Below are 14,411 nucleotides of genomic sequence, written 5' to 3'. Positions count from 1 at the left end.
GTTGCCATAAAAAATTCTCCTTTCTGGTTTTGGTCTTATTTAGATTCTTGCCAGAAAAGAGAATTTTATTTCCTAAAAGCACAAATTATTTTACACTACTAAAAAGGAACTAATTCTTGATGACTGGTTCCTTATTTCCTATTCGTTAAAGTTGTCATTTACAAGTTTTACTAAAGACTTTACAGCTTTTTCAGCGTCGCTACCTTTAGCTTGTATTGAAATTGTATCTTTATTTTCTGCGCCCATGCTTAATATCCCCATAATACTCTTAGCATTGTATTCTTTACCACCTTTTACTACAGTTATTTCAGATGTAAATCTAGCAGCTTCCTTTACAAACAAGCTTGCTGGTCTAGCATGAAGACCTGTCTCGTTTTTTAACGTAACTTCTTCTTTGTACATTATTTAGCTCACCTCTTCTAACTAAATGTAATTATTGGTGAAAATTTAATCATTACTCTCCTAATATACTTATCAATTCCCATTAAATATACCTGAATATCATCAAATTTAGAGTGCCATCTCTAGAATTTTTACAATATCAGCTTTATATAACTTCTTAAACCTACCAACATAATCTGATATTAAACATTTTTCAGCCATTTCTTCAATTCTATTGCCTGAAATCCCAACTTCTGATAATCTAGTAGGCATACCTATTTTTTCAAAAAACTCCTTCGTTCTATTAATGCCTTCAAATGCTGTTTTCTTAGGATTCTGAAAGTCCATTTCAATATCCCAAACTCTTATAGCAAATTGCAAAAACCTATCTATATTACATGTATACACATATTCCATCCAAGCAGGAAACACTATGGACAAGGCTGCCCCATGTGTTAAATCATAAATTCCACTTATTTCATGGGCTATCATATGGGAAGACCAATCTTCTTCCCTTCCTGTACCTAGCAAACCATTATGTGCAATAGTCCCTGCCCACATTACTTCAGCTCTAGCGTCATAATTCTCAGGTTCTTCAATAACTACTGGTAAATTTTTTATAAGTGTCCTTAAAACTCCCTCACATAATCTGTCAGTCAAATCAACATTCCTAGTATTTGTAAAATACCGTTCAAACACATGAGACATTATATCTACCCCACCAGCAGCAGTTTGATAACTAGACAAAGTATAAGTAAGCTGTGGATTAAGAATTGCAAATCTAGGGCTAAGACTGTTATGCCAAAATATTCTTTTATACCATCCGTCTTCATTAGTAATTATACTTGCCCCACCTGATTCGCTACCAGATGCAGGAATGGTTAATATTACTCCAATAGGGATTGCTTCTACTAATTTACCCTTACCATCGTATAGTTCCCAGACATCCCCTTCATATTTTACACCTGCAGCAATGGCTTTAGCTGAATCAATAACACTTCCTCCACCAATAGCTAATATAAAATTAATATTCTCACGTCTGCATTTTTCAATTCCTTTTCTGACTAATTCAAGCCTTGGATTAGGTCTAACACCTGACAGTTCTATAAACTCAATTTCCCATTCTTTAAGAGATTTGGTTACTCTATCATACAACCCTGTTTTCTTAATAGTTTCTCCACCATAATGTAGTAACACTTTCTTGCCATACTTAGAAACTTCTAATCCTATTTCCAATTCAGCACCTGACCCAAAGATTATTTGAGTATCATTATAAAATTCAAAATTTTCCATTTTAACACCTCACGTAACATAAGTAAAACATTACTTTAGGCTTTCCCATTTGAACCAAATAATTTAATATAGTGCATTAATTCTGCTTTATAACCTTTTACAGCTTCATAGAATGCGTCATATAAATTAACTGATTTAATTCCAAGCTCCCCTAACTCTTTATCATGGTCCATATTAGAAAATTTTGTTCCCAAGTATTGTTTTAATCTTTCTATTCCAGCCATGCTCAAGTCAGTAAAAAGATTAACCTTTTGTATCCCCATTTGGACAGCTGTTTTAAGATTTTCATCTCCAGTGCCTGAACTCCCATGTAAAACTAATGGTATATCTATTAAAGAATTTAGTTCTTTAAGCAGTTGGAAGTCTAAGTAAGGAACTCCTTTGTAAGTCCCATGGGAGGTCCCAATTGCAACAGCTAAACAATCTACATTAGTCTCTTTAATAAATCTTACTGCTTCTCCCGGATTTGTTAAGCCTTTGTCTCTTGTTTCTCCATATTCATATCCTAATCCAACATGTCCTAATTCAGCTTCAACAGAAACCCCCACAGCATGAGCAATCTTAACTATCTCTTTTACTTCTGCTACATTTTCATCATAAGGCAATGTTGACCTATCAATCATTACTGATGTAAAACCAGCTCTTATTGCTCTTATAATATCTTCATACTTAGAACCATGATCAAAGTTTAAAGCTACAACAGCCTCAGGATGTTTTTGTGCATAAAATCTTGTAATTTCACTGATGATTTCAATGTGTTCTGCTCCTGCATAATCTATAATTATTGGTGCTCTTAATTCCTTTGCAGCTTCAAAAATCGCTTGAATTGTTTCCATGTTTAATACATTTGGTGCCACTACTCCATATCTACCTCTTTTAGCATCATTCAAAATATTTGCCATAGGCACTAACATTTATATCCCTCATTTCATAGACATTTTTACATATTTCTAAACTCAATTTAAAAATTTTACATCTCATAAATTTTAAGATGTAAAACAGATGATAATATCTACATAATTATTTAAGCTATTAAACAATAGTATATTCCAATAATATTAAATAAAAAAATATACATTTCTTTATTATAGAGGTATTTCTAGCTACCTTATCTTTAGATTCCTACCTATAAACACAAATATTTGTTTATTAATTAAATCATCTAATTTTATTTACTGCTAAAAAGAAAAACTTACAGTTTTATAAAAAGGTAGCTAGAAACATTTCAAACCAAGACTAAACATAGTACAAAGGTTTCTTTTCTATAACTTATTATTATTCAAATTCTATAATAGTTCTTAGTCCTTTTCCTTCAGCAACATTATTTATCCCAATTTCTATATTCTCTAAACTATACGAATCAGTAATAATATTCTTTAATAGTTCATCATAATCTCCTATTACATCCATAGCCTCTTTAAAATTAACACTACTAAAACCAGAACTACCTAAAAGACTTATTTTTGAGTAATGTATGTGGTGGGATGGGACTGATATTATTGAATCCATAGTATCGCCACCAAACATATGAACTTTACCACCTTTTCTAACATATTGAAATCCATCTTCTACAACTTTTACGTTTCCAACAGCAACTATTACTACATCACATTTTATATTATTAGTTATCTTATTTACTAATTCATTTAAATTTTCCTTTTCTACATTGACAGGTATTAGTCCAAATTCTTCTGCAATATTCAATCTCATACTATTTATATCACTAATTATTACATTCTCAGCGCCTCTTATTTTACTAATAAATCCATTGAGTATCCCCATAGCTCCAGCTCCAATTATTAATACATTATCTCCTTTTTTTGCAGAGCATTGATTTATTGTATTTATACAACATGCTAGAGGTTCGGTAAGGGACGCTACCCTATAACTAATTCGTTTATCTAATTTTAACATTGCTTTTTCAGCAAATTTTTGATTAATCACGACATATTCAGCAAATGCTCCAGCAGTAGAATATAGTTTGTTGATACAAAGGTCTCTATCATTTTTTTTACAATAAATACACTCTCCACATTCTATATAAGGAGCTACGGTCACTCTATCGCCTTTTTTACATACTGATACTTTGCTACCAACTTCTTGTACTATACCTGAATATTCATGCCCTAGCACTACTGGTGGTTTAAAAGCAGGGTGTCCCCTTAAATATGTCTTAACATCTGTAGCACAAATCCCAGCTACTTTAACCTTTATTAAAATATCATCTTCATTTAATTCATTTAACTTCATTTCTCTAATTTTAATATTTTTGATACCCTCATACATTGCAACTTTCATTTTAACCCTCCATCCAAATATAACTACTATGATATATTAATTAATTGATTGAATATTTACTATTGCTAAATTAGCTATATATTTATTGAAAAACAAATAGTGGAATTATTGTTTTTAACTTAGGCTTTTTATCCCAAGAAACCAAATCTAGCTCCTAGAACACCAAGCAACATTATTACAAGCATTATGATAATAGGTGATATCTTCTTTTTTAATAAACTATATACTCCAAATAATAACGCTAATGGTAATAAATTAGGCAATACTTGATCTAATATTGGCTGCAACTCAACGTTACCCTCTCCAAATGTGATTATAATAGGAGTTTGTATATTCACAAGTATAGATATCATAGCCCCAGCCACTGTCATTCCAACAATTTTTGCTGCACTTGTAATTCTTTGGAGTATATTACTCTCTTCAAATTGATCTAGTATATCTGTACCTAATTTATAGCCATAGTTAACAAACAGAATATGATTTACTATTGGAAAAGCGGTAAAAAATAAAAGCGCAATAAAGAAACCAGACATATTACCCTGAGCAGCAAGGGCTGCAGATAAAGATAAAAATATTGGATGAATTGTTCCCCAGAAAAAAGAATCTCCCACACCAGCAAACGGTCCCATCATTGCCGTTTTCACTCCATTGATGGTAGAATCCTCTATTGGTTCACCATTTGCCTTTTTTTCTTCCATAGCCACCATAATCCCTGTAATCATAGCCCCTAAATATGGGTGACAATTATAAAATACCAAATGCCTTTTCAAAGCCTGGACAACCTCTTCTTTTGTATCATAAAGTTTTCTAATTACTGGTATCAGCATATCTGTCATGCCAACAGCCATCATTCTTTCAAAGTTATAATTTCCTGCAAAATTAAAAGATCTCCAAATGACTCCATACATATCTGATTTTGTAAGTTTATTATCATTCATTAAACTTCCTCCCTTCTTTATACTGAAGTTTCTTCATCTATAAATCCTTTAGAATGTGTTATCTGATCATAAATTAAAGCAATACACATTCCCAAGATTGCTATTGCCACTGCATTCATATCCGTATAAGTAGCTATTAAAAAACCTATAAAGAAAAACGGCCAAGTTTTCTTGCTCGATATTATTAATAGCAACATACCAAACCCAAGAGCTGGCAACATACCCGCAGCTAATCCTAACCCCGATGAAATGTATTCTGGAATAACGTCAACTATTTTTTGCACTAATTCCACTCCAAAATATATTCCTAAGAATCCTGCTATTACCTCACCTATTGCCCATCCAAAAGTATTAATAGTGTTTAAAATATCAATACCACGCGCATTACCGTCTTCAGCCATTCCGTCAGCCCAGTGGCACAAAAAAGTATTTATAGTCATAACTAACATGCTTATCATTTGGCTTAAAACAGCTATTGGTAATACAATTGCAATAGCTTCCCCTTGATTTAATCCACCTAATATGGCAAATGCTGTAGCTAGTATAGAAGCTACATGAGGATTTGGGGGCAATGAAGCTCCAACAATAAATACTCCTATAAACATTAATTGTACTGTAGAACCTATCAATAGCCCAGTTTTTACATCTCCCAAAGCAAAACCAGTAAGAGTAGCAACAATAAGCGGACTATAATTCATTGCTGAACTCAATCCCCTTAATATAATTATTATCCAAGATATAAATATATTGTCTTTCTGACTCAACACTGGTATCATCGATATAGCTATAGTGATTAATTCCCATCCACCAGCTATAAAAGCAACAATTAAGGCTTCTTTAAACACAATATTCACCATCCCTTTTAATTTAATAGAATACTCAACTTAAAACTATAATAAAATCTATTTTCAAATTAGTTTTATTAAATCTATTCTTGAATCAGTAGGAACCATCCTAATCTCTAATTCAATTCCTTTTTCTGCGAGTTTTTTGAAATCATCAATGTCTTCCTTAGTAACTGAAACTGCCTTAGATATTTTTTTAGAACCAGGCTTTGGCTGCATCCCTCCTATGTTTACACTATCAATTTTCATTCCATTCTCTAATAATTTCAATATTGGTCTTGGTCTTTTTGTAATAATAAATATCTTTTCTTCCCCATTATCTTTCAACATTTCTATTGCTTTTTTTGTGTCCAATATTACCATCTTAACATCTTGAGGTGCAGTTGCTTTTAATATTTTCTTTAGTAAAGAATCAACAGCTACTTCATCATCAATAATAAAAATTGAATTGCATCTATATTGTCTTAACCAAGTTGTAGTTACTTGACCATGAACCAACCTATCATCAATTCTGGTAAATAATATTTCCATACTCACCGCTTCCTTTCTAATATCATAATTCTTTTCATCAAATCTTATATACTATAGATTATTCATTCGTTTCTACTATACTCACTAAATCCTTAATACCATCTATCCCAGCTTCTATACAATGGCTTTTTAATGCTGAAAGGTTTAGATTGTTTCTCATAGTCAGCGCTTCCAACAACATAGGTAAATTTACCCCTGTTATACATTCTATATTTATCTCATATCCGTTTAAATCTAAATTTAATGCAATTGAATTAGAGGGAGTACCACCATATAAGTCTGCAAATACTAGAACCCCCTTCCCATTATCCATGGCCTTTATTGATTCTATTATGTTATATTTAAAATCATCTATGCTTTCATTAGGGAAAAGGCCAATAGAATGTGCTTTATCTAGTTCACCAACAATTAGCTCAGCACTCTCTAACAATTCTTGTCCAAATTTGCCATGTGTAACAATTAATATCCCTATCATCAAAATTCTTCCTTTCATTCATTATAAAGTATTTTGGAAAATATAAAATATAGATGTTGAATTCTACATTAAGTTTAATTGACTCCATTTATTGGACAAAACCCACTAACATTTTATTAATAATTCACAATTGTTATTATGCATTCCCTTTTTTAAATTGTTGAAAATATAAGTTAAATAATCCCTTTTCTATAGTAATACAACTTTACCATAAATAACCCCCTTTGTATTTCAATTTTAAAATTAGTGTATATTTGCCCTAGTAAGTCGAAAGCTCAGCTAATACCTACCATAAATCATCCTCCTAACTTACATGTTTAATGCTTTTTTATATTTATTATCATACTGTCACTAACACTATTAGCTGCAACTATTATGCCAATAATACTGTGTTATATTAAAAAAGCAAATATAGAAAGAGGTCTAGACCGCTTTCTATATTTGCTTTTGGCTTTTTCTAGAACATTAATAAATATAATGTTCCCCGTTATATCAATCACAATAACTAGTGTGTTATTGTGTGCCAAGTAAATCTATTATATATCCTATTTCTGTGTCAGGAATTGTAATACCAAAATTTTCTTCAATATCTGTTAGTGCAAATTTAATTCTTTTATACATTGTAATATTTCCCTGAATTAATCTCTCAACATCATTATATGATAGGATTTCATTTTGAATTAACCTTTCTATCATACAGCAATTATGAAATATATATCTAATTTTAAGTTGAGTTGTATTCTCCATTTCTAAAAGTTTAATTATTTTCAAATAAGACTTATTCACTAAATTATATGCTTTTTCCGGATTAAGAAAAGTAAGCATTCCTTCCAATAGTTTGATAAACATATTATCTTCTGAAGTTTTTCCCCTAACATATATGTTATCTGAACCAATTATATTTTTCTCTAGTATCTTTATTCCATCCCCAATTATTAGCTCATCTATAGGTATAAAGGGAATTCCTGGGATATTCAAGTCTATTGTTCCTACCACTGCTACTATATTTTTCTTTTCATCCTCATTTAAAACTACATCCATATTAGATTTGCTATCTACATCTATTGGTTTTATTTTTATATTTTGTTCTTCAGCAAAGGGCAATGTGTTTTCCAATAGCTGTGCAATCTTTATAGCCGCCCCTTTTCCTGAAATACAAGTAGTTAATATTAGTCTTGGTTCTAAAATATCAGCTTTGTTCTTTACTCCCCCTCCAACTAACCTTCCTATATATGGAGTTGCTGTTTTGATTTCTTCTACAAGTACTGGTAAAGTCATTTCTGGTAAAAGACTTTTTCTTACCGCTTCAATTACAACAGGAGTAGATACAGTTTCTACAGAGCTAGTTACAATATTTGCTTTTTTATAAATGATTTCGGGAAATGCAGTAAGGGATCCCATGTCTACTAATAGGAGTACTCCTTTTCCTTCATCTATTTCTTTTGCCTTTTCAATAGTTTTCTCCAGTATATTTTCTACATTAGCATCAAGAGGCATATCTATAGCTTTACAATGATCAGTACCAAGTAAATTATTCACTACATCTGCAATACTTGATGCTGTTGATTCTCCGTGGGCTAAAACTATTACCCCAATTTTTCTATAGCTTTCTTCCAAATCAACAGCACTCAAAAACATAGTGAGAAAACCTACTTCTTCTTTAGGTATATTTATTTCTAATTCTTGCTGTAAAATTTCTCTAATTATCTTAGCTGTCCTAAACTCATGGGGATTATTTAGAGCAATTTTATTTATTTCGTTATTGTATATAATTTGTCCCTCATCTATTCTCTCCATCAAAGCAGATATATGCATAGCAAGTCCAATAACAGTTTTGCTACTAAAATCCCTTTCGAGTTTTTGCTCTGCAAATGTTAAGGCAACTTGAACCGCTTCATATACTCTAGGACTTATTATTTTAAATAATTCTTCCTTTTCTGGTATCCCTTTATCCACATTACATCTTTTTAACAGTTTTATTAAATATTTTTCAATATCACTATTAATTATTTCTGTTATCTTATCCTTAGAGTATCCTTTTGATAGGTAATTATTATATTTCTCAGTTATTTCATTATATAAATCATCAGACAAACTATAATTATCGATAGTTACAAACTTAGCTTTATCAGATTGTCTAAAAATATAGTAATCTTTTTCATGCTCTAGAAGGGCTAAAATTTCCTCACGCTTTTTATTATAGCTTAATATTCCATTGTAGATATGTTCTGGTAAAAGAGGAGTATCGATTTCAATTTCTTTTTTGTTATAGGTTTTATAATCAAGAAAACCTCTCGCACATAAAAGTTGTATATCCCCTTTAAGTTGACCTATATTCCCTCTACAATCATAAAGCAAAAATGCCCTCAATACATCTCTATAAACCTTTATGGGAACCTTAACATTATTGACTTCTTCTATTAAGAAAGTTTCAATAAATTCTAGCCTCTCAGACAATGGCCTTTTATCCAAGGAAGGAAGACTGATTACCATAGGTATTCTTCTTAAAAATGTATTTAATAATACAGAATTTATATCCTCAGTCGTAGCACCAATTATCAATACATTAGCCTTTCTATAGCCTTCTGTCTCTCCAAGCTTCCTATATATATTTTTATCCAATAATAAAAATAGCATTTCTTGACCTTCAGGAGATAATCTATGTATTTCATCTAGTAGTAAAATACCCCCATCTGCTTTTTCAATAAAACCTGCTTTCTCTTGATCTGCTCCTGTAAAAGCACCCTTTATATGGCCAAATAATTGGGATAAAATTAGTTGCGGGTTTTCAGCATATTCAGAACAATTAAATATTACAAATTCAGTATCCTCAGGAATAGTTCCCGCATAAATAGCATATTTGTACATCATTTCTGCAAAAGTCGTTTTACCTACACCCGTAGGACCCGTTACAAGAGTATGCAACCCTTTAGGCGGATATAGTATGGCAGCCTTTGCTTGCTTTATAGCCAGTTCCAAACTACCATCTACACCAATAATTTCATCGAAAGGATCCTGAGTTTTAACAGTCAATTCCAAATTTTCTGAACTAACTACTTTCAAAAAATCAGCCATACTATCAAAGATAAAATCACAATCATAATCAATAGGTATAATTCCTTCTAAGCTTTCCTTTGCTAAGAACAGTACAGGTCTACCAATTATCTTAAAAGCTCTTCCTTCTCTAACTAAATCATTTAATTCTCTACTTACATTACTCCTATCAATACCAGTAATATCAGAAATTGTTTCAGCATCAAAGCCAATACTGGAATTCTTATCTACATCTTCTAAAGATATCTCAGCAGATAAAGTTTTTAAGGCCTTAAATACTTTTTCTTTTCTTGTCATAATATCTCTTCCCCCCTGATTGATAAGATATGAATTATAACAGTTATTAATTAATAAAGGCTCTTATATTTAATAGCATTATACCATGAAACTCATTATTATAAAATGAAAGTGTATAAGCTATTATTAAATTAACTCCTGAGCAAGGCCTCATTACATGAATGTTTTGATTTTTATTTTAAATTTATTATAAAAGAAATGCACCCTAAAATTTTGGCTTTAGAGCCTTGTTTAGGATGCACTTCATTTATTAACATCTGGTTCCTTTTATCATTATTTAAACTCTTCAAAAGTTCTTTCTATCAAGACAATAGCTTGTTCCCTTGTAGCATTTCCTTGAGGAGCTACTTTATTATCACCTACGCCACCTATAATACCATGGTCGCTCATAAATCCTATGGCTTCTAATGCATAATTAGATATTTTATCTTTATCTACAAATTTGATTTCAGTATTCTTATGCTCTACCAAAGAACTATCTACTGCTTTTAATGTTCTATAGATCATTGATGCTATTTGCTCTCTTGTAACATTAGCATCTGGTGAGAATAGAGTTTCACTAACTCCATTAATAATCCCTAATTTATTTGCCTTTAATATTTCAATATTATCTGTATCTGTAAATTTGTTTGTATCTGGCACTATTGCTTCTTCACCTGATAATGCTTCATATAATTTAACTGTTAATTCACAAAGCTCTTCTCTTGTTATATTTTGTTTGTAATTATTTAATACTTTTTCTGTAACCAAATTATACTCTTTTGCTTTTTCAATTTCATCAAATGCCCAGGCTGAAGGCAAATTTTCATATTCTTCCTCGTCCAGAAAAGCATAATATAAATCTATTACTTCAAAAGTATAATTCCCTTCTTCATCCATAACCCCAAAATTACATAATAAAACTTGACCTATTAAATCCTCAATGGAATCAATATGTATATCATATGAGAATTTCCCATCCTTAAATTCCCCATAAACATGGCCCATTAGATTGCCCCCAATAATTCCTGGATAAGAATCAAGCCAGTAAGCATCTTCATCAGTAGTAACAACTTCAAATATTGTATATGTACCATCACTGTTTTTTTCAGGTATTTTCATTATAGCAGCAACTACCGTATCACTCACAAGTTCATTTTCAATAGTTACTTCCTTTAAATCAAAAAAATTAGAAACTAAGATTTTATAACCTGAATCTTCACTAATTAAATTTATTATTGTTTTGGTAGGCTCATCTGCAAATGAAACAGCAGATACTGTCATTACCATAACAATGGCAATAAAGATGGTTTTTGAAATTAATGTTTTTCTTTTCATGATATCCTCCCTTTGTCTGTCATATTTTTTGCTTTTAATATTTTCTATAATAACTTCATATTCTATATCCATTATTGAGAAAATATTGGCAATTTATGATTATATGATATCACCATTTATACAAGTCCACAACCATATAAATGATGGGGACTTGTACTTTTACAGTACCAGTAGGAAGTATGCAATTTATTAAATTTGATTCCTATTCAAGGAAAATCACCTTATTTACATCCATATTTGGTTATATAGGGGTATTATTTGCAGCATTTATCGTTAAAAGTATGGATGTGTCCATGCTACAATGGCTAGTAGCTGCAGTATTAATCTATAGTGCAATCACGATGATTCATAATTTGAAAAAAGCTAGCAAAGTAGCAGATGCTTAAAATATTATTTACATATCCTTAAATGGACATAAGCATAATTAATAAAATTTAGTAAATAAAATCTTAAAATTAATATGAAATATAGTTTATGCCAGAAAAATGGAAAATTAATCATTTTATCTAGGGAATTGAAAACTTGGCAAAGGGAAAAGGCAAAAAAGGCATACTAATATTAGGGCCTGAACCAAAAATTTAAAATTGTGGGTTGAATTATAAATCTTTTTTCAATTTAGTCAAAGATTTAGTTTTATCCTTTTGATTATTAGCAATAGCTGTAAGAACCAGAGATAACAAAGCTATATGATCAAAAGTATTAAATTAGTAATAGAATTGATATTCCTTGCAGTGGGTTTTTCAAGGTCGAGATTTTTCCATCTTGAATTATATCTCTCTGATTCAGTTCTTAGTGCATAGACTTTTTTAAAGAATATAGATTTACGGTTTATAGAAGCTCGATAATCAGCACCTATTGTAATATACCTAGTGCAACTTCTATTCTTCTTACCATTAAATTATTTGGGATGCTGACATGAACATAAAGAATCATCTTTCTTAGTTCTAAAAGGACAACAAAACTTTTGTTTTATGAAAGAATCAAAATATTGTCTACCATCCCTATGCATGGCTAAACCGGCTTCACAAATGATATTAGTATCATTTAACATCTTTCTTTGCTTGGCATTACGAGGGTTTAGAGGTATAAAAGCATGACCATAAAGTTCATTACGAACAAAGTTATGAATATTTTTAGTATCATAAACTTTATCAGCAATGAAGTATGTTTCTTTTAGAGGGAACCATTTATTAGTTTCCTTGAGAAAATCAATGGCGATGGAAAGTTCGGGGATATCAGCAGTAGTAGTAATTTCAGCAATAGGTAGACCAGAAATAGCATCAGTAAGAATAATATTTTTATATCCCCAATAGAATTCATAATTTTTTCATTATGAGCATTAGATGCAGTATGAACTCCTAATTTACAATTAGGATCAGATTTGGGAGGATTATCCTTACTAAACTTGTTTGTAGCAAAAGATTTAGGGTTATTTTGTTTAGTATTGGCAAACACAGGAGTAGCATCACAAGATATAAATGAGCTATCAACAAATCCAAGTTTAGTAAGTTTTAGTACCTGAGATTGCATGACCTCCTTTAAATACCTGTTATCTACATTCTTTATAAAACGTTGAAAAACAGAGTAAGAAGGTAGAAGCTTAAAGGGCTCAAAGCCGCAAAGATAGGCAATATAAGGGTTAGTATCATGGAAATTATAAAATTCGATAATCTCAGAATATTTTTCTAGTTTCATAACAATAACGGACCTAAAGAGGGCGTGTCTATTATAGCCTTTAGGACCAAATTTAGATGGGAGATACTTAGGGGAACTTGATAAATCAAGACATCAAAGATTTTTTCATAGAATTTGGTTTTACTATTAGATGCAAATAAATCAATACAGTTAAAGATTAATTGTTGTTCATACAAGGGCTTCGCCTCCTTTATATAGTATTTGGTGGTGCTTATATTATTCGACATAGAGAGACGAAAACCCTTTTTGAAAATAAAAATATTTTTGAATAAAAATATCTTTGGAGTGATAAGAAAAAATCACTGTTTACAACACAGTGATTCAAAGCGTTACAAGTTATGCTAAACGCTATGTCTTTAAATAAAAAGGATGTGATTATTGTGAAAATTGTTGTATTAAAAGAGCAAGACATAAAAGAAGTATTTTCTATGGAAGATGCGATAAAGGCAGATAAAGATGCTTTAGAATTTTATTCAAAAGGTGAAAGTAACATACCTTTAAGAACTAATATAGATGGGACCTATTTAACTAGGATTAGAACTGGAGCAGTTTCTGGTGCTGCTACTGATATATTAGCAAGGAAAGATTCAAAAATTTTTGCTCTGTTTGGCAGAGACGGACAAGCAGAAACCCAATTGGAGCCTGTGTTAACTGTTAAGGATATAGAAGAAGTTAGAGTGTTTGACATTAGTGAAGAACGAGCTAAGGATTTTACACAAAGAACGAGTGATAAATTTGCAGATAAATTTAATGTAAAAATCGTTGCTGCTAAAAATTCAAATGAAGCTGTGGATAACGCTGATGTAATAACCTGTGTTACCACCTCAAAAAACCTGTATTTGATGGAAAACTTGTTAAAAAAGACGCACATATTAACGGTGTTGGCTCCTATACTCCTGACATGCAAGAAATAGATGGTTATATCCTAATTAATTCTGACAAGGTATATGTAGATACCAGAGATGTAGTTCTAAATGAAAGTGGAGATTTTATAATCCCTATAAATGAAAATAAATTTTCTGAAGATGATGTTACTGGGGAGTTGGGTAAAGTAATAATGGGTAAGGTTCCATCTAGGGAAAAGGATGATGAAATTACACTATTTAAGACAGTTGGTAGTGGAGTTTTAGATGTAGTTACTGCAAGGAGAATATATGAAAAGGCTCTAGAAAAAGAAATCGGAGAGATTATTGAATTTTAACATTTGGAGGCGCCGAAATTTTTCTCGGTGCCTCATAAAAGTTTTTATACTTTTCCACAATTTTTCAATTCTACCGAAAATTTTAG

14 protein-coding genes and 1 pseudogene are annotated in these 14,411 nt (G+C 31.0%); 3 read left to right on the top strand and 12 right to left on the bottom strand.

Annotated features, from left to right (window positions below):
• Window positions 1-138: 138 nt before the first annotated feature.
• The 10 genes from C3E90_RS03530 to C3E90_RS03485 all read right to left on the bottom strand — a co-directional run bounded on the left by C3E90_RS03530 (window position 139) and on the right by C3E90_RS03485 (window position 11,429).
• A complete protein-coding gene (locus tag C3E90_RS03530; RefSeq protein ID WP_236914223.1) occupies window positions 139-402 on the bottom strand; it encodes an HPr family phosphocarrier protein in 264 nt (87 codons plus the stop codon).
• Window positions 403-510: 108 nt separating this feature from the next.
• Entirely contained in the window at window positions 511-1,674 is a 1,164-nt protein-coding gene (locus tag C3E90_RS03525; RefSeq protein ID WP_236914221.1) for an iron-containing alcohol dehydrogenase, read from the bottom strand.
• 35 nt (window positions 1,675-1,709) lie between these two features.
• Window positions 1,710-2,588 (bottom strand): class II fructose-bisphosphate aldolase, encoded by an 879-nt coding sequence (locus C3E90_RS03520; RefSeq protein ID WP_236914220.1) that lies wholly within the window; start codon window positions 2,586-2,588, stop codon window positions 1,710-1,712.
• 361 nt (window positions 2,589-2,949) lie between these two features.
• Complete coding sequence (locus C3E90_RS03515) at window positions 2,950-3,972, bottom strand: alcohol dehydrogenase catalytic domain-containing protein (RefSeq protein ID WP_236914218.1); 1,023 nt, start codon at window positions 3,970-3,972, stop codon at window positions 2,950-2,952.
• A gap of 128 nt (window positions 3,973-4,100) precedes the next feature.
• Window positions 4,101-4,910 (bottom strand): PTS system mannose/fructose/sorbose family transporter subunit IID, encoded by an 810-nt coding sequence (locus C3E90_RS03510; protein ID WP_236914217.1) that lies wholly within the window; start codon window positions 4,908-4,910, stop codon window positions 4,101-4,103.
• A 17-nt stretch (window positions 4,911-4,927) separates the two neighbouring features.
• Window positions 4,928-5,755: a PTS sugar transporter subunit IIC gene (locus C3E90_RS03505; protein ID WP_236914216.1), complete on the bottom strand. Its 828-nt coding sequence runs from the start codon at window positions 5,753-5,755 to the stop codon at window positions 4,928-4,930.
• Between the two features lie 63 nt (window positions 5,756-5,818).
• Window positions 5,819-6,286 carry a PTS system mannose/fructose/N-acetylgalactosamine-transporter subunit IIB gene (locus C3E90_RS03500; protein WP_236914215.1) on the bottom strand — a complete coding sequence of 156 codons (468 nt, stop codon included), beginning with the start codon at window positions 6,284-6,286 and terminating at the stop codon, window positions 5,819-5,821.
• A 58-nt stretch (window positions 6,287-6,344) separates the two neighbouring features.
• On the bottom strand, window positions 6,345-6,761 hold the full coding sequence (locus C3E90_RS03495) for a PTS sugar transporter subunit IIA (RefSeq protein WP_236914214.1): 417 nt from the start codon (window positions 6,759-6,761) through the stop codon (window positions 6,345-6,347).
• Between the two features lie 513 nt (window positions 6,762-7,274).
• Window positions 7,275-10,112 carry a sigma 54-interacting transcriptional regulator gene (locus tag C3E90_RS03490; RefSeq protein WP_236914213.1) on the bottom strand — a complete coding sequence of 946 codons (2,838 nt, stop codon included), beginning with the start codon at window positions 10,110-10,112 and terminating at the stop codon, window positions 7,275-7,277.
• Between the two features lie 273 nt (window positions 10,113-10,385).
• Window positions 10,386-11,429, bottom strand: coding sequence for an S-layer homology domain-containing protein (locus C3E90_RS03485; RefSeq protein WP_236914212.1), 1,044 nt, complete (start codon window positions 11,427-11,429; stop codon window positions 10,386-10,388).
• 179 nt (window positions 11,430-11,608) lie between these two features.
• Between C3E90_RS03485 and C3E90_RS03480 the strand changes: the two genes are divergently transcribed.
• On the top strand, window positions 11,609-11,815 hold the full coding sequence (locus C3E90_RS03480; RefSeq protein WP_236914211.1) for a hypothetical protein: 207 nt from the start codon (window positions 11,609-11,611) through the stop codon (window positions 11,813-11,815).
• Window positions 11,816-12,327: 512 nt separating this feature from the next.
• On the opposite strand, the gene C3E90_RS03475 is transcribed toward C3E90_RS03480, so the two are convergent.
• Together C3E90_RS03475 and C3E90_RS13465 are read right to left on the bottom strand one after the other, a co-directional pair.
• Window positions 12,328-12,681: a CAF1 family ribonuclease gene (locus C3E90_RS03475; protein ID WP_236914227.1), complete on the bottom strand. Its 354-nt coding sequence runs from the start codon at window positions 12,679-12,681 to the stop codon at window positions 12,328-12,330.
• A gap of 335 nt (window positions 12,682-13,016) precedes the next feature.
• Window positions 13,017-13,124, bottom strand: a pseudogene (locus C3E90_RS13465) (hypothetical protein); the annotation flags it as partial.
• Between the two features lie 380 nt (window positions 13,125-13,504).
• Here C3E90_RS13465 and C3E90_RS13460 point away from each other — a divergent pair.
• Together C3E90_RS13460 and C3E90_RS13455 are read left to right on the top strand one after the other, a co-directional pair.
• Window positions 13,505-14,038: a hypothetical protein gene (locus C3E90_RS13460; RefSeq protein WP_336513002.1), complete on the top strand. Its 534-nt coding sequence runs from the start codon at window positions 13,505-13,507 to the stop codon at window positions 14,036-14,038.
• Window positions 14,026-14,325: an ornithine cyclodeaminase gene (locus C3E90_RS13455; RefSeq protein WP_442870553.1), complete on the top strand. Its 300-nt coding sequence runs from the start codon at window positions 14,026-14,028 to the stop codon at window positions 14,323-14,325. The genes C3E90_RS13460 and C3E90_RS13455 overlap by 13 nt, the downstream gene beginning before the upstream one ends.
• Window positions 14,326-14,411: the final 86 nt, after the last annotated feature.

Source organism: Clostridium sp. Cult2, from assembly GCF_021655075.1.
Taxonomy (GTDB): Bacteria; Bacillota; Clostridia; order Tissierellales; family Tepidimicrobiaceae; genus Schnuerera.
Note: the sequence above shows the minus strand (reverse complement) of the source record. Positions and strands in the feature narration are given on the sequence as shown.

Coding starts and splice junctions, on each gene's coding strand:
- C3E90_RS13455 (WP_442870553.1), top strand. CDS start 14,026: ATGCAAGAAATAGATGGTTATATCCTAATTAATTCTGACAAGGTATAT.
- C3E90_RS03495 (WP_236914214.1), bottom strand. CDS start 6,761: ATGATAGGGATATTAATTGTTACACATGGCAAATTTGGACAAGAATTG.
- C3E90_RS03480 (WP_236914211.1), top strand. CDS start 11,609: ATGCAATTTATTAAATTTGATTCCTATTCAAGGAAAATCACCTTATTT.
- C3E90_RS03515 (WP_236914218.1), bottom strand. CDS start 3,972: ATGAAAGTTGCAATGTATGAGGGTATCAAAAATATTAAAATTAGAGAA.
- C3E90_RS03485 (WP_236914212.1), bottom strand. CDS start 11,429: ATGAAAAGAAAAACATTAATTTCAAAAACCATCTTTATTGCCATTGTT.
- C3E90_RS03510 (WP_236914217.1), bottom strand. CDS start 4,910: ATGAATGATAATAAACTTACAAAATCAGATATGTATGGAGTCATTTGG.
- C3E90_RS03500 (WP_236914215.1), bottom strand. CDS start 6,286: ATGGAAATATTATTTACCAGAATTGATGATAGGTTGGTTCATGGTCAA.
- C3E90_RS03490 (WP_236914213.1), bottom strand. CDS start 10,112: ATGACAAGAAAAGAAAAAGTATTTAAGGCCTTAAAAACTTTATCTGCT.
- C3E90_RS03525 (WP_236914221.1), bottom strand. CDS start 1,674: ATGGAAAATTTTGAATTTTATAATGATACTCAAATAATCTTTGGGTCA.
- C3E90_RS03530 (WP_236914223.1), bottom strand. CDS start 402: ATGTACAAAGAAGAAGTTACGTTAAAAAACGAGACAGGTCTTCATGCT.
- C3E90_RS03520 (WP_236914220.1), bottom strand. CDS start 2,588: ATGTTAGTGCCTATGGCAAATATTTTGAATGATGCTAAAAGAGGTAGA.